At 60.6% G+C, this 16090-nt stretch carries 13 protein-coding genes; 3 read left to right on the forward strand and 10 right to left on the reverse strand.

Annotated features, from left to right (window positions below):
* Positions 1 to 23 precede the first annotated feature (23 nt).
* From AC1Q67_RS04605 to AC1Q67_RS04640, 8 genes are all read right to left on the reverse strand, one after another.
* Entirely contained in the window at positions 24 to 737 is a 714-nt protein-coding gene (locus tag AC1Q67_RS04605; RefSeq protein ID WP_492235020.1) for an ABC transporter ATP-binding protein, read from the reverse strand.
* Positions 718 to 1482 (reverse strand): ABC transporter ATP-binding protein, encoded by a 765-nt coding sequence (locus AC1Q67_RS04610; protein ID WP_492235019.1) that lies wholly within the window; start codon positions 1480 to 1482, stop codon positions 718 to 720. The genes AC1Q67_RS04605 and AC1Q67_RS04610 overlap by 20 nt, the downstream gene beginning before the upstream one ends.
* A complete protein-coding gene (locus AC1Q67_RS04615; protein ID WP_492235018.1) occupies positions 1479 to 2480 on the reverse strand; it encodes a branched-chain amino acid ABC transporter permease in 1002 nt (333 codons plus the stop codon). Before AC1Q67_RS04615 ends, AC1Q67_RS04610 begins: the two co-directional genes overlap by 4 nt.
* Before the next feature lies 1 nt (position 2481).
* The gene (locus tag AC1Q67_RS04620) at positions 2482 to 3348 is read right to left on the reverse strand and encodes a branched-chain amino acid ABC transporter permease (protein ID WP_492235017.1); all 867 of its coding nucleotides are present in this window, start codon (positions 3346 to 3348) and stop codon (positions 2482 to 2484) included.
* Positions 3348 to 4973 carry an amidohydrolase gene (locus AC1Q67_RS04625; protein WP_492235016.1) on the reverse strand — a complete coding sequence of 542 codons (1626 nt, stop codon included), beginning with the start codon at positions 4971 to 4973 and terminating at the stop codon, positions 3348 to 3350. The genes AC1Q67_RS04620 and AC1Q67_RS04625 overlap by 1 nt, the downstream gene beginning before the upstream one ends.
* A gap of 78 nt (positions 4974 to 5051) precedes the next feature.
* The gene (locus AC1Q67_RS04630; RefSeq protein ID WP_492235015.1) at positions 5052 to 6227 is read right to left on the reverse strand and encodes an ABC transporter substrate-binding protein; all 1176 of its coding nucleotides are present in this window, start codon (positions 6225 to 6227) and stop codon (positions 5052 to 5054) included.
* Between the two features lie 53 nt (positions 6228 to 6280).
* The gene (locus AC1Q67_RS04635) at positions 6281 to 7738 is read right to left on the reverse strand and encodes a glutamine synthetase family protein (protein ID WP_492235014.1); all 1458 of its coding nucleotides are present in this window, start codon (positions 7736 to 7738) and stop codon (positions 6281 to 6283) included.
* A gap of 15 nt (positions 7739 to 7753) precedes the next feature.
* On the reverse strand, positions 7754 to 9112 hold the full coding sequence (locus tag AC1Q67_RS04640) for an aromatic ring-hydroxylating dioxygenase subunit alpha (RefSeq protein WP_492235013.1): 1359 nt from the start codon (positions 9110 to 9112) through the stop codon (positions 7754 to 7756).
* Between the two features lie 436 nt (positions 9113 to 9548).
* Here AC1Q67_RS04640 and AC1Q67_RS04645 point away from each other — a divergent pair, with 436 nt between their 5' ends.
* The 3 genes from AC1Q67_RS04645 (at position 9549) to AC1Q67_RS04655 (ending at position 11969) form a co-directional block, all read left to right on the forward strand.
* Entirely contained in the window at positions 9549 to 9872 is a 324-nt protein-coding gene (locus AC1Q67_RS04645) for a 2Fe-2S iron-sulfur cluster-binding protein (RefSeq protein ID WP_492235012.1), read from the forward strand.
* Positions 9869 to 11107, forward strand: a complete 1239-nt coding sequence (locus tag AC1Q67_RS04650; protein WP_492235011.1) for an NAD(P)/FAD-dependent oxidoreductase — start codon at positions 9869 to 9871, stop codon at positions 11105 to 11107. The genes AC1Q67_RS04645 and AC1Q67_RS04650 overlap by 4 nt, the downstream gene beginning before the upstream one ends.
* Positions 11108 to 11171: 64 nt before the next feature.
* Positions 11172 to 11969, forward strand: a complete 798-nt coding sequence (locus tag AC1Q67_RS04655) for an IclR family transcriptional regulator domain-containing protein (protein WP_024576302.1) — start codon at positions 11172 to 11174, stop codon at positions 11967 to 11969.
* Here AC1Q67_RS04655 and AC1Q67_RS04660 read toward each other — a convergent pair.
* The gene (locus AC1Q67_RS04660) at positions 11966 to 12334 is read right to left on the reverse strand and encodes a 5-carboxymethyl-2-hydroxymuconate Delta-isomerase (RefSeq protein ID WP_024576303.1); all 369 of its coding nucleotides are present in this window, start codon (positions 12332 to 12334) and stop codon (positions 11966 to 11968) included. The genes AC1Q67_RS04655 and AC1Q67_RS04660 overlap by 4 nt on opposite strands.
* A 70-nt stretch (positions 12335 to 12404) precedes the next feature.
* Positions 12405 to 15650, reverse strand: coding sequence for a hypothetical protein (locus AC1Q67_RS04665; protein ID WP_492235010.1), 3246 nt, complete (start codon positions 15648 to 15650; stop codon positions 12405 to 12407).
* Positions 15651 to 16090 lie beyond the last annotated feature (440 nt).

Here is a 16090-nt window from a genome sequence, read left to right on the forward strand (position 1 = left end):
TTCCCGCCAGCATATCAATTCAGTCAGTGGATGCCCACACCGAGCAACCGGTTCACCAGCGCCCGGTCCGATTTCAGTTCCTCGGACAGGCCTTCCCAGACCGCGCGGCCGCGCTCGACCACCATGACGCGATCCGCGAAGTTGAGCGCTCGCTCGATCTGCTGCTCGACTAGGATGATCGTCATGTCGCCGCTGGTCGCGAGCCGGGAGATGGTTTCCATCAACTGGTCGCAGATCACCGGCGCAAGCCCTTCCAGCGGCTCATCCAGCAGCAGGATCGACGGCTTTCCAAGCAACGTTCGCGCCATCGACAGCATCTGCTGCTCGCCGCCGGACAGTTGCAGCCCGAGATGACGGCGGCGTTCCGCCAGACGCGGAAACATCTCATAAATCCCGGCAAGGCCGTCCCGCTCGCGCGTCTTGAATCCTGTCGAGAGGTTTTCTTCCACGGTAAGCGAACCGAAAATATCGCGAGTCTGCGGCACATAACCCAGGCCGCACAGCGCACGCGCGGAGGTTCTCATGGCGCTGATGTCCTGCCCGTCCGCGACAATGCGTCCCCGATGCCGCGTCGACAGTCCCATCAGTGTCGCCAGCAACGTCGTCTTGCCGACGCCGTTGCGTCCGAGGATCGCGAGACGGCCGCCGGCCGGCACCTCGAATGACATATCCGAGACGATCTGCGTCGGGCCGTAGCCCGCGCTCAGACGTTCGACCTCAAGCCGTGCGGCTGGCATCGGCGTAGCTCCCCAGATAGGCGCGGCGGACTTCATCATCCTTCGTGACGTCCTGCGGACTGCCTTCGAAAATCAGACGGCCGTTGGCCAGCACGAGCACGCGTTTCGCGAACCTGAACACAAGGTCCATGTCATGCTCGATCATCAGAACGGCGATGTCGGACGGCAGGCGATTGATCGCGTCGAGAATCTTCGGCGCTTCGTCGTGCGGAACGCCCGCCGCCGGCTCGTCCAGCATCAGCACCTTCGGCGTTAACGCGAGACCGATGGCGAGATCAAGCAGACGCTGCTGGCCATAGGCCAGTTTCGCGACGGGAAGCTGCGCCAGATGCGCGATGCCGAGCATGCCCAGAATGTGCATCCATTCGTCGCGAACCGGCGGCGCGAACGTCTCCACCGAGAAGAACCGGCGCGTGAGACCCTTGCGCTGCATGACGGCCAGCGCGACGTTTTCGGCGACCGAGAGACTGGTGAACAGCCGGGTGATCTGGAATGTCCGCGCCAGCCCCTGCCGGACGCGGCCGGGAATCGACACCGCCGTCAGGTCATTGCCCTCGAAGAAGATATTCCCGTCGGATGGCGAGAGGTCACCGGAAATCACGTTGACCAACGTCGTCTTGCCCGCGCCGTTCGGGCCGATCAGCGCGACGCGATCACCCTTGCCCAGACTGAAAGAGATGTCACGGTTGACATGCAGACCGCCGAACGACTTGGAGACGTTCCGCAGTTCGAGCAGCGGACTCATGATCCGGCCCTCCGCTGTGACAACGACGCCCAGAGTGAGGCGACGCTGTGCCCGAGGCCGCCCGGCGCGAAGATTACGATGACGATGAGAAGAAGTCCGACCAGTGTCATCCAGTGGAACGGATTGGCCGCAGACACAATGTGTTCGAAAATCTGGAAGATCACCGCACCTGCGAGCGCGCCCCACAGATTGCCTGCCCCGCCCAGCACCAGCATCACCAGCACCTCGGCGGACCGCTCGAAGCTGACGCTGTCCAGCCCGACCACGCCGGTGTTGATCGCCATCAGCGCTCCGCCGATTCCTGCAACGATTCCGGACACGCCGTACATCACGACAAGCCGCGGATAAGCCGATGCCCCGATCATCAGCGCACGGAGGCTGTCGTCCTTGATGCCGCGACACAGCAGGCCGAAGGGCGAGCGCACAAACCTCAGCAACAGCGCCATCACGACGGCGAGCGTTACCAGTGAGAAGATGTACGACGTCCGGCTGTACATATCGAACGCGAACACGCCAAAGATTTTCCCCGGCGTGATGCCGGACAGGCCATCGCTGCCGCCGGTCAGCGAGGAGAGCTTGTTGGCAAGCGAACTGACGAGCTGGCCGATCGCAATCGACAACACGAGCTGCGGCAAACCATGAAAGCGCGTGATCAGCGCGCCGGAGATCAGACCCATCACCGAGCCGGTGAAGGCGCCAATGGCGAGCAGGATCAGCGGATTTGTGATGCCGGCGATACAAGCGTTGCCGACCGCATAGGCGCTAACACCGAACAGCGCCGCTTGCCCCAGCGTGGCAACTCCGCAATAGCCCGTCACGAGATCGAGCGAAAGCACCAGAAACGTGATGCTGATCAGCCGCGTCAAGAATGCGAGATCATCGGGAAACGCGAAATAGCCGATCGCGCCAACGACCGCGACTGTGAGAAGGCCAAGGATCTCCTGCTGGAGCGGAAATCCCGGCCGCGGCATGTCGTATTTGATGGCCTGCTCGGTCATGTCAGTGCGCCCGTCCGAGAAGACCGCGCGGGAACAGGAACACCGTCAGGATCACCGCAAGATAGAAGAAGAACTCGCCGAACTCCGGCGCCAGATATTTGCCGGTGGTATCCGCGAGCCCGAGAAACAACGATGCCGCCAGTGCGCCAAGGATCGACCCCGCGCCGCCCACCGACACGACCACGAGAAACGTGACCATGTAGCGGAGCGCATAGAACGGTTCGATCGGCAGCATTTCTGCGCCCAGCACACCACCGAATGCGGCGAGGCCCACCGCCAGCGCAAAGGTCGCCGAATAAATCCACTGTGTCCGAATGCCGAGCGATTCCGCCATATCGCCATTATCGACCGCAGCGCGCATGCGCACACCGAACTCCGTCTTGTCGATCAGCAGCCATAGCGCCAAAGCCGTCACGAGCCCGCAGGCGATCACCAGTAACCGGTGCGTCGAGATCATGCGGAAGCCAAGATCGAACGGACCGCTCAGCGCCGCCGGTAGCGGAATCGGCTTCGAGGTCGGGCCGAGCGTGAAATTCGCCAGCCCAATGATGACAAAAGTAATTCCGATGGTGAGGAGAAGCTGGGTCAATGCATCCGAATGACGATAGATGCGGCGATACAGCAGAACCTCGAACGGAATCGAGATCAGGATCGTGCCGATCACAGCCAGTACGATAGCAATCGGATAGCTGACGCCCATCGTCTTGAGCGCATACGACGCGAGATAGCCGCCGATCATGGCGAACGCGCCATGGGCGAGATTCACCACGCGCATCAGTCCCATCATGATCGACAGGCCTATGGAAATGGTGAACAGCACCATTCCGTAGGAAATCGCGTCCAGCAGGATGCTCACCACGGTCAGCATCAGTGCACCTCCGCCGGCATCTCGGCAACGGCCGACAGCGCATCGTGACGCACAGCGCCGCGCAGCACCGTCATCAATACGTTGATGGTGGCGAGATCGGTGGATGTATCGAAAGGATCACGGTCGATGGCGATGAAGTCCGCGGCCATTCCCGGCATCAGCGCGCCGCGCCAGTCTTCCTGCTTCATGGCGACAGCGCCGCCATGGATGTAACTGCCGACGGCCTGCCGGCGAGTCAGAGCCTCATCCGCTCCAATCGGAGAACCGAGCGACACTCCGCGGTCCACGGCATTCGCCATGCCGATCCATGGCGAGACGTGCCCGGTCGGCGCGTCGGAGCTTCCGACATAGGTGACACCGGCATCGATCACCGATCGTGCAGGATATTTGCTGTGGGCATCCGGGCCGAATGCTTCCAGGATCGAGCGTCGCATCCGCGTCAGGAAGCTCGGCTGCGTCACGATCAAGGCGCCGAGCGCCTTCATGCGTGCAAGGCCACCGTCCGGCGGAACGAAATAGTGCTCGATTCGGTGACGCGGCTGTTGTCCGGGCAGCGCCCTTTCGGCGCGTTCAAACGCGGAGATCACCCGCGCGGATGCGCGGTCGCCCACGCAATGGATCGCCGTCTGCCAGCCATCGAGATGCGCCTGGACAATCACCCGTTCAAGATCATCTTCATCGCGCATGAAGAAACCCGTTGAGCTCGTATCTGCGAACGGTTTGCTGACTGCCGCAGTGCGCGCGCCGACAATACCGTCCGCGAAAAACTTCAACGTCATCGCCTGCCAATCCGGATCGCGGCGCGGCGTGAAACCGCGCATGGCGGCATCTTTCGGATCGAGCTGATACATGAACCCAAGACGGATCGGCGAAAACGAGACCTCCTGACGAAGCAACTTCCATACCGCAAATTCATCGTCGAACCCGCTTGTGAAGCCAACGGCGGCCTCGACAGCGGCGGTCAGACCCATGCGGATGCTGTCTTCGATGGTTTCACGCAAGGAAGCAGCCATCGCGGCTGGATCAACGGCCGGGATCGCGCGAAACACCGCTTCCGCAGCACTTTCCTTGGCGCTGCCGTCCAACCGGCCGCGCGCATCGCGCCCGAACGATCCACTGGACGGATCGGAAACACCATCGCCGATCTGAAGCAGCCTCAGCGCAGCGCTGTTGAGGATCGCAGTGTGCCCGCAAAAGCGGCGAATAATGACCGGATGATCGGGTGCAACCGCGTCGATCTCATCGCGTGTGGGATAGCGATGTTCGGCGAGATTGTTCTCATCGAACCCGACCGCCCTGATCCATTGCGCGGGTGCGGAACTTCGCACGGCTCCTGAAATGCGATGGAGGACGTTGGCAATGCTGTGCACGTCCGGTCCATTCAGCGAAATCTGTTGCCGCTCATTGGCGATGGCGAACAGATGGACATGCGCATCGGTCAGGCCCGGAATGATCGTCGCGCCCTGCATGTCGATGGTGCGGGCCGCCTCCGGCGCGTCCTCTCTATCCCCAGCCCAATGGATTGCCCCCTTTCGGGTGACAAGAGCATTGACCGGCCGCGTGTCATCGGCGGATCGGTAGATCCGCGCATTGATGAATCGCAGGGAGTCCGGGCTGTGCGGCATTGCTCGGCCAATATGTCCGTTAGTTAAAAGATTGGCGCGAGCGAACTCGCGCCAATCCTTGAGAGGCAAGTATGTGGCTCAGTTCTTGACCAAGGCCCAGTCGGGCTGAGCCTCGAACGTCTGAAGCTCCTTGTTGATCAGCTTGCCATTCTCTTTCGCCACTTCGCGCAGGTAAACGTTCTGCGTGATGTGCCGCGTGGTCGGGTCGATCGACACCGGCCCGCGCGGGCTGACCCACTTCATGCCCTTGACCGCGGCAACGGCCTTCTCCGGATCGCGCTGGCCTTTGGTGGCCTCGATCATCTTGTAGATCACGCGTGCGCCGTCATAGGCCGCCACCGACGTCATCGTGACGTTGTCGGCATTCGTTCCGACCTTAGCCAGCCGCTCGAGGAACGCCTTGTTCTCCGGCGAGGCATGCGACACCGCATAGTGATAGGTGGACAGGATGCCGAGGCCATTGTCGCCGATGTTCGGCAGGTCGGGCTCGGTCACCACGTCACCGGTCGAGATCAGCTTGACGCCGGCGGCCTTCAGACCGTTGTCGATATAGCCCTTCACGAAGCCAAGCGTCGGAGGTCCGGCCGGCAGGAAGGTAAAGATGGTGTCGGCGCCCGAGCTCTTGATGCGCTGCATGATCGGGCTGAAATCGGTGGTGGCGATCGGCATGCGGATGGCTTCGACGATCGTTCCGCCATCGGCTTCAAACGTCTTTTTGAATGCGGCCTCTGCATCGATGCCCGGACCGTAATCGGTGACGGCGATCGCCACCTTCTTCGCGCCCTTTGCCTTCGCGACCTTCGCGGCAGGAACCGTGTTCTGCCACATGGTGAAGGAGGTGCGGACGATGTACGGGCTCTTCTCGACAATCGCAGACGTCGCAGCATTGAAGACGATCATCGGCGTCTTGGCTTCTTCAAGCAGCGGCGCGACGGCCATGGCATCGGGCGTGAAATAAAGGCCCGCGATGTACTGCACCTTGTCCTTGACGATCAGTTCCTGCGCCAGCGCCTTGGACTTCGCAGGATTCGGCGATTCCTCGTCGCGGTAGATGAACTCGACGTCGTGACCCGCGACCTTCGAGCCGTTCTCCGCCACCCAGGCATCGATACCCGCCTTGAAGTTCTGGCCGAACAGCGCATAGGGACCCGACATGGTGCCGATGACGCCAACCTTGATCGTATCCGCCTGGGCTGCTCCCGACATCAGTCCGGCGACAGTCAGCGCACACGCGTATTTAAATGCCTTTTTCATTGTGGTCCCCTGCTCCTGTTTTTGTTTTATTCGATCTCGCTTGGCGCCAGCGATCAAAACATCCCGAAATACTCGCGCTGCTCCCATTCGGTGACTTCAGCCTGGAAGCGCTCGATCTCGGCGTTCTTGATGTGGACGTAATAGTCTACCAGTTCCGCGCCCATTGCGTTCCTGAAAAAGCGATCGTCGTTCAGCGCGAAAACCGCTTCGCGCAGCGACTTCGGCAGCAGGCTGGCCTTGGTCTCATAAGGTGTATCGGCGGAGGGGCCGGGGTCAATGCCGCGGTCCACGCCGTCCAGCCCAGACAGGATTTGCGACGCCATGTAAAGGTACGGGTTTGCCGCAGGCTCGCCCACCCGGTTTTCGAACCGCGTGGCCGGGTCCCTCGGCCCACCCAGAACGCGGATCATCACGCCGCGGTTATCCCGTCCCCAGATCGCGCGATCCGGCGCCAGCGAATAGGACCGGTAACGCTTGTAGCCGTTGATGGTCGGCGTCGTGAACACGGTCGCCGCGCGGGCGTGTTCGAGCAATCCGCCGAGATAACCCTTGCCCAAGTCCGAGAGGAATTCGCCGTCAGCATCGGACATAAAGGCATTGCGGCCATCGGCGCGCGACACCAGCGACTGGTGCAGATGCCATCCCGACGACACGACGTTGGGAATGCGCGGGCGGCACATGAAGGTTGCGTGATAGCCGTGCCGGTGACAGATCTGCTTCACCGCACTGCGGAACAGCACCATCGTATCGGCCGGATCAAGCCCAACGGTCGGAGCGAAGGTGAACTCGCACTGGCTGGGGCCGAACTCAACCTCGATCGAGCGCAGCGGCAGTCCGAGCGCCACCACGTCGCGCCGGATCAGTTCGAGCACCGGCTCCATCTCGTCGTAGCGTTGCTCGGTCAGATACTGATAGCCGTGGGACAGCAGGCTGACATCCGGGGGCTCGCCGGGCTGGCCCGCATGGGCCGGCTGCATCTTCGGATCGTTGACCTTGAAGACGTGAAACTCGACCTCAAGCCCGGCCATGAAATCATAGCCGCGCGCGGACAGCTTGTTCAGCACGGACCTATACAGACCGCGCGTTGCGAACGGCACCGCGCGTCCGTCGGCGAAATGAACATCGCACAGAATCCAGCCGGTGGTCGGCGCCCAGGGCAGCACCCGGAAGGTCGATGGATCGGGTATCATCAGGACGTCGGCGGCGCCCTGCATTTCGGTCATCCCGAAACCGCCGCCGGCGGTGAACACCGGAAACACCGTTCGGTGTGACGTGTCCTTCGCCAGCATCGTCGTCGTGATCGTACAGCCGTTTTCAAGGATGCGCAGAGCTTCGCTCGCGACCAGCGTCTTGCCGCGCAGAATCCCGTGCTGATCGGGGAACGACAAACGGATGGTGTCGAGACCCTTCTCCTCAACGATCCGCCGAAGGCGAACCGCCGCTTCGTTCTGCTCCTCCGACCAAAGACGATGTCGCGCCACAAAGCTCAATGACGTTGCTTTCCCTGACATTGGCTCAGCAGATCCTTATTCGGCCGCGGTGAGATGCGGCACCTTCTCGGCGATCTCGGTCGGGATCGGCGCAGCCCACGGCGCACCGCGCCGCCGCTTCACATCGACCTCCATCCAGTAGATTTCCCAGCCGCGCGTCGGTCCGATGCCGTCCATCGTCGCAGGCCCCTGAATGCTACGCGCATGCGCCTCGTCAAGGAACAGGAGCGGTTTGCCGCCGGAAACCGCCTTCTCGATCTCCTGACGCAGAAGCCGGCGATATTGCACGATCGCCTTGTCGGACTGCCCGAGATGCTCGCGCGTGCGATCCTGGATCGCGCCCATGGATTCCACGGCCCACTGGTCGTGCACGTTGATGTCGAGGCCCATGCCGGTATAGGTCTCGGTGGCCTGCTCGTGCGGATCGAAACCGTAATCGTTGGTCTTGTTGCGGCGCGACTTGTAGTCCGGCAGTTCATACAGATCGAGGCGCTGCTCGCGCATCTTCTTCTTGTCGACCGGCGTCGTGTAGCTGGTGAAGATCGCGTACCAGTAGCAATGGGTGTCATCGACCGGCACGTGCCACTGCGTGATCGTCATTTCCTGGCTCATCGGAATGACGAAGCCGTGCGGGAACAGCTGATTGGTGACACGCACATGAGTGCGCTCGTCATCGATCTGGCGCAGCGCCACGAGCCGCAAACCGTACTCGGTTTTCTCGACATTGATGATCGGGCGGTCGTATTCGCGCAGGATCTTGGTCATCGGCAGATCGCTGCCTGCGGACGCGCCGCGAAACTGCTTGCCGTAAGATTTTTCGAGATCTTCATCCTCGAAGAAGCGATGCAGGAACGAGGCGTGCGCCGGATCGATGCCGACTTCAAGCGCCTGAAGCCAGTTGCACTCGATCAGACCCTTGAATGCAAAGGTGTAGGCGTCCGGCGCGACGAAACAGTCGATCTCCGGAAACGCGGGCGGCTCGCCCTCACCGAGATAGGCCCACAGGATGCCGCCCTTCTCGACGACGGGATAGGCGCGCTGCTTGATGTTCTTGCACAGGACCGAACCGACCGGCTCGGCCGGGGTCTCAAGACAATTACCCTGAACGTCGAACAGCCAGCCATGGAAGGCGCAGCGCAGGCCGCCGTTTTCAAGCCGGCCGAAGGCGAGGTCCGCGCCGCGATGCGGGCAGTCGCGATCCATCAATCCGTAACGGCCCTGCTCGTCACGAAACAGCACGAAGTTCTCGCCGAGCAACCTGACGGCCCTGATCGGCCGCGGGCCCTCGAGTTCATCGACCAGGGCCGCCGGCTGCCAGTACATCCGCAGCAGCTTTCCCGCAGGATCGGCCGGGCCCGTGCGGGTGATCAGATCGTTCTGCTCTTGGCTCATCATGGCGTTTCTTCCTTCCGGTCCCGAGACGATTTTTCTTGCCGAAAACATCGATGACCCGCGCAGGGCCAGATTGAAGCCGTGAAGCTCCAACGATTGAAAACCTTTCCACCGCAACACGCGAGCCCAGGCAGATGAAAAATTGCCTTACGCAGCAACTCCCCCCACCTGGCCGCGCAGCCAAGAGCCTTGCTTTGGCTCTCGGGTTCGCGCTCCCGTTTCGATATGTTCGATGAACGAACATATGTGCGATATTTGTTAGACTGTCTCCAAATTGGAAAACGTGCAAGCGCAATCTGCAGACTGTCATCGCCTATTTATGCTGCAAATGCGAAGCCAATAGAAGGTATCTCATGCGTCGCTCGCTTGATATGTTCGTTGAACGCCCATATGTTCGTTAAATGAACTTTATGGACAGCGCTCAGCAACGGACATGGTCATGGCCCGGATCACATTCATTCAGCCCGATGGTTCAGAGAGTGTCGTGAACGTCGACAGCGGCACGAGCGTCATGCTCGCCGCCATCCGAAATGGCGTTTCTGGAATCGATGGAGAGTGCGGCGGCTGCCTCGACTGCGCCACGTGCCATGTCTACATAGACGTCAGTCATTCGGGGGGTCTGGCGCCACCGCAGCCGGAAGAACTCGAGCTGCTCGGCTCGGTCACCGCCACCCGCAAACCCACCAGCCGGTTGAGCTGTCAGTTGAAACTCCCGCCATCGATCACGGCCCTGACCGTCCATATTCCCGGGGCGCAATCATGAGCGGCCTCGTTGTCGTGGGCGCATCGTACGCCGGCATCCAGGCCGCATTGTCGGCACGCGACAGCGGATACGCGGAGCGCATCACGGTCGTCGCCGACGATCATCTGCTGCCCTATCAGCGCCCTCCGCTATCCAAGGATTTCCTGCTCGACAAGGTCACGCAAGACGGCCTCGTTCTTCGCGACGACGCATTCTTCAGGCTCAAGCAGATCAATCTCATTCTCGATACGCGCGTGCATGCGATCGACCGGCATGCGCGGCAGCTTTCGATCAATGGCAGCACAACGCTCGCTTTCGACAAGCTGTTCATCGGCACAGGCTCTCACGCGCGGCGGCTGGCCCTTCCCGGCGCGAATCTCGACGGCGTATGCTATCTGCGCTCCATCCGTGACGCGATCGAACTAAAAGAACGGCTGCGCAATGCAGCCGAGATCGTTGTCATCGGCGGCGGCTTCATCGGCCTTGAGGTCGCGGCATCGGCCAGCAAGCTCGGCAAGAAAGTCACCATCATCGAAAGTGCTTCGCGGCTGCTCGAACGTTCCGTCTCGCCGGTCGTCTCGCAATTCCTGCTCGACTTGCACAGCCGGCACGGCGTCGATGTGCGGCTCAACGAGAGCGTCGCGGGAATCGAAGAGCACAATGGCCGCGCGGGCTTCGTGACCACGCAAGGCGGCGCACGGCTGCGCGCGGATCTCGTTCTGGTGGGAATCGGCGGCGTTCCGAACGACCAACTGGCGCGCGATGCTCAGTTGAACTGCACCGACGGGATCGTCGTCGACGACCACGGCCTGACCAGCGATCCCGATATCTTTGCAGCCGGCGACTGCGCCAATCACTACAACGCCCACGCGCAGGGCTGGCTTCGTCTGGAATCCGTCCAGAATGCACAGGATCAAGCGAAGGCGGCCGGACTCGCCATCGCGGGAAAAACCGGACCTTACGACAGCGTGCCGCGCTTCTGGTCGGATCAATACGACGCGAAATTGCAGACCGTCGGACTGTCCCGGAATTTCAACCGGTACGCCATTCGCGGGTCGCTGGAAGACGGGCAATTCTCGGTTTTCTACTATCGCCAGGACAAGCTGTGCGCCGTGGACAGCGTCAACCGCGCCGGCGATCAGATGGCCGCCAGGCGGCTGATTGGCAGCGGCATTTCGCCGACGCCGGACCAGGCGGCTGACCTCTCCTTCGACTTCAAGTCGCTTTTGACACCAATCAAAGCGGTGGGTGCATAATTCGGCGAATTATGGTCTCGTCTGGGCAGATCGACTCATGACCGGAAAGAACGGCCGACCGAGCATGCCCCGCGTAAAGCGCACCGCAGAGGAAGAAGAAGCCAGACGCGACGGCGGCGAGTTCATCGAAAGCCTCGACCGCGGCCTTCGGGTGCTGCAGTCGTTCGGCACCGAACACCGCCCGATGACCCTGAGCGATATCGCCAAGGCATCCAATCTGCCGCGCGCCACCGCCCGCAGAATTCTGCTGACCCTCCAGAAATCCGGCTTCGTCGCAGGCGACGAGCGGCTGTTTTCGTTGACACCGCGCGTGCTGGCGCTGGCTTCGGCCTATCTGTCGTCCAACCAGATCGTCGCCGTCTTGCAGCCGCTGATGGACGATATTTCCACGAAAGCGAGGGAAGTCTGCTCGCTCGCGATTCTGGATGGACAGGAAGCCGTGTTCGTTGCCAGAGCCAGTCCAGCGCGGGTTTTTTCCGCCGGCATCGACATCGGCTACCGGCTGCCGGCCTATTGCACGTCGGTCGGCCGTGTTCTGCTCGGCCGCCTCTCCAATGACGAATTGACGTCGGCCATCGGCGCCATGACCCTGACGGCGCAGACACCGGAAACCGTCACGGACAAATCCACCGTCATCGCCACCATCATCAGCGACCGCAGCAAGGGCTATTCGCTGGTCGATCGCGAGGCCGAGCCCGGCTTCCGCTCGATCTCGGTGCCGATCCATCGCTACGATGGCACGGTGGTCGCGGCGGCAAATATCGGCGCGCATGTCGACCGCATCACCACCGGCGAGATGATCGACCGCTTCCTTCCGCTGCTCAAGGACATGGCCGTGACGGCCAAACCGCTGCTGGTTTAGGCCTGCCGTGCGGAACGGGACGGAATGTCGAGCAGCCGTTTCTTGTAAGCCAGCGGATCCATATCGCGGATGTCGATGCTGATGCTGGTGATGCCCGGCAAAAGCTCCGAGAGTTCCTGCCGCAGCGCGATGCTGAGACGCTCCTTCTGTTCTGGGGTCCTCCCGGCCAGAAGATACAGCGCGACATGGAAGAACGATCGCTCCTCGCCGGCGACGAGATAATCCGCGAACGACTGCGCCCGGATCTTGAGATCATCGGCCTGAACCACGCCGGTCGAGGCGGCGGCGCGATGAAGCCCCAGCATCACATCACCAAGCGGCGGCATATCGGACGATGCGGAGTAATGGCAGACGATGTGAGGCATAGCATCTCTCCAGGCAGTTGCCTGAATTCGCATCTGCCAGGGCACCGGTCAATCGGCGAGTGACCCGCTGCTACTTGATCCGGGCTTGCTGAATGCAGGTCTTGAACAACTTGCTCTGCCTGGAAACGATATCCTCGTCCTTTCCGTCGCCCATGTCGTGCTGGTTGCGGCGCGCAAGCTCAAATCCGTCTGGATGTTCGGCAAGAACAGCAGGCAATGCCTTGCTTTCCAGACCGGCATCCCTGCGCTTCTTCGCTCGCTCGTCAGACGTGCCCTGAGCGACCTTCGAGCTTCTCCAGTTCAGAAAATGCGCAAAAGCAACCTTGGCGGAAATTCTCTTGTCCCAGAGCGCGTCCGGCTCATTGAGCAAGAACTTGTCATCAAGCTCCTTGTTGAGCAATTTCAACCGGCGGCCTTCTGATTCGTATTGCTCACGTCCGATGATCTGATAGACGCCGCGAGGCCTGTACTTCCAGCCCTCTTTAAGTGCTGAATTATAGACCCCGCTCTGAAAGTTATTGCCGAAGATATTCTTCTCCCATCCCCAAACCAGTTCGGCCAGATCCTCTGGCTTGTTAATCAACGTACTGACATCAACGTCTTGCGCGGATGGGTTCGCATCCTTGCGAATCTTGTTTATCCGCTGGATTCGCGACCACCATGGGCTTGCCTCGATCTGGCTGGCGGACTTGAAAGTCACATTCTCGGTGAGCCGCCGGAAATCATTGCTGTCGTAGGACAGTGATCCGAGGACATATGCGAGGACGGCCGGATCCTTGACACCGGACAGGACCGACGGGTCCGTGAGAGTGTTGAGCCGATCCCATTCACGAAGCAATTCTCTGACATGCTCCGCCTGATTGTGGGAAAGATAATTCTTCTTGTAGGGCGTCAGCGTCGTCCCCTTGACCTTCTCCCATTCCCTGAACTTTTCGTCCTGCCATCCACGCTCATAGCAACTCAGCAGATTTTCATGATCGACACGCTTCGGCGGGTCGCCTTCCGCCTTCGCAAGGTCAGCCATGCGGGCTGCTATCTTGTTTGCCTGTTCAAGGCCGGCCAGTGCGGAAGTCGCTGAACCGTTGAGCAGGTGATAGATCTGAAGCTGGACGCAATCTGCGTTGCTCAGGTTGACGTTTGTCTGCACAAAACTCGTACTGGGCTGGCAATCCCAAAACCGCCCGCTGTCGAGCGCAATGATGTCGCGCGTCTTGTCGGACATCGCCCAGCCAAGCGGAAGATCATAGAAGTAACTCCGCAAATTGGTGCGGTTGAACCGCGGCAGCTCCGGCTGGCCGCTCACCTTTACGATCTGGGATTCCGTCCGGGCCCTGTTGAGAGCGATCGCCGCCCGCGCTTCCCGCCCGTTCAGCAATGCACGGATGGGCTCCATCAACTCGTTCATGGAGTAATCGCGCTTGCTCGGGAAATCACCGCTCGACAGGGAAATCAGATAAATCGGGAACGGATCTCCGCCGGTGTCTCCACCCTTGTCCCTCACCGCTCTCTTCATCTCGGTCACCAGATCAAGCGCAGTCTCGACGCCCGAGTTGTCGATGTAGCCGCCGTCGACAAGCCTGATCTTCTTGACGAGCTTGTCTGCAATGCAGGGATTGGGGTCGAGCAGACGCGTCGTCGCCGCGGGCGTCACCCACGGAAATCGCGCACTAATGAAGGCCGCTGTGCTGAGCGCAAAGTCATCGGCGCGCTTCGCCGGCGCTAGAACGCAAATATCAGACGCCTCGGACTTCGCCTTGTCGAGGTCGAACGGCGACATGACGATGCGCTTGCCGGAACCACTGTCGGTCGCATTCAGCAGAAGGGCCGGAATCGCTCCTGATGGGCTCCAGTGAGCCTGAAAACTGTCCTCCAGAAGATTTCGCGGCTTTCCCGATGTCAGGACCGTCTTGCTGTCACTGGACCCGATCGGTGATTGCTTGCGCGCATACATCTGTTGCGCCGCCGACTCGAGCGTGAACTCCAGCGCCCGGGCACGATCAAGCGAGCCAACGGGTCTTGGAATCAGCGATTGCATGAAATCGGGAAACAGCGTTGACGCCAGGAGCGGAGACAGAAAATCGGAAGACAGGGCGAGGTCTACGTTCGCCTCGGTGTTCCCGATGATGTCCAGATTGTCGGCATGTGCGTTCGACAGAAAGCGCCTCATTCGTGGACAGGGGTCCGGCGAAACATCGCCCGGCTGAGGACCCGCCTTGCCTGCCGCGTCCAGCGCCGCCGCAAAGGTGGATGCTCCTATGCTGCCGCCAGATACCCCGCTGATTGCGAACAGATGATGGTGAAAGGTCGGGCAAAGATCCTGCATGCGAGCGAGAAATATGGCGGCGTTGTACGCCGCGTAAATTCCGCCGCCCTGTGCCGTGACGACGAACACCGGATACGGGCTCTTGTTGTAGGGCCCTCCAATCGGCAGACCGCGCTGAGCGAGCCACGTCTCAAACGCCGCGCTGGCGTTCAGGCGCTTCGGCATGCTGGTTTCGCCGTCCGCAGGCGATTTTGCCGGCAGCGTCCTGATCACATGATTGTCGTTGAGATCAAACAGCGAAATGAGCAGCACGCCAATCAGGATCAGCGGGATGTACGGGATGCGATCCCTGATGGTGATCAACGAGAGATGAACGCATACGGCGGTCAGGCAGACCGTGAACAGCGCAAGGACGCCAAAGCTCCCGAGAGCGCTCGCAAAGCCGACAGGGTAGCGGACGAACAGAACCGCAAGCAGGATGGTGATAATCGCCGTCGCAGCAAGGAACCGCCGCCTTGCAAAGTAGACCCGGTTTGTCTTGATGGAAACTGCGAGTATGCGGCTGTTCAGCATGGACATCGCTGCTGCGATCAGACAGGCCATCGCGAGAAACACGAATCCGTAAATCAGGAGCGTGTCCTTGACCACGACCAGCGTGTCGTACTGCACACGGAGCACGCTTCCGACCTGCCGCGCCTCCTCCGACACTTTGTCCAGTGACGGCCGGGAGCGGAACAGAGCGATGGCAGCGCATAAAAGCGGGAACGTTCCCAGTACGACAGGCAGATAGTTGTTCAGCTTGGCCGCGCAGGGATCTGCTATACTGCCTGACGACTGTGTTTGCGCAGCAATCTGTATCGCGCCCAGCCAGATCGCCAAACCGATAAGGGCTACCGCTCCGAACATAAAGAGCGCGACAATTCCGCCTTCGATCGCCGCGATGCGATAAAGTTCGATGACCTGGTTCGGCAACAACAGAGCGCCGCAAAGCAGCAGCGTAATCGCGATCATCCACTTTGAATCGCGAAAGACCTGATAGATCTGACCCAGCATGAAAAATCTCTTTTGATTGAAAAATTTGAAAAATCAGAAATTCAAAAACTCCCCAACTCTAGACATCGGGCGGCGCGCATATCAAGCGTGCCGTTGGCGCCCTATCCGTTGTCTGTCATGCACCACCACAGAAAGCGAAGCCGTAGAACGACTTATGAGCAGCCACTGACAGCGCATCCGTAGTTTAACGGATGCTGCCGCAACGGAGCGGTTACCCAGCTCGAGCGAGCCAGACAGTGCATCCGGTGCCGACTTTATGAGCTCGCTCGATTGCCTTCCTCGTGTATGATGATTTAGAAATATCGTCATACTCGCCAGCATGGCTGGCGCGACTTTATATTACTGAGTGCAGACAGGCCGTGGGCGAGATCGAACCTTCCATTTTCAAAGAAACCTTCCGCTCGCCTCTGATGCGGCGCATCAAGACCGACGCCGCACAG

The sequence above is a fragment of the Afipia sp. GW823-FHT06G09 genome (assembly GCF_058794875.1).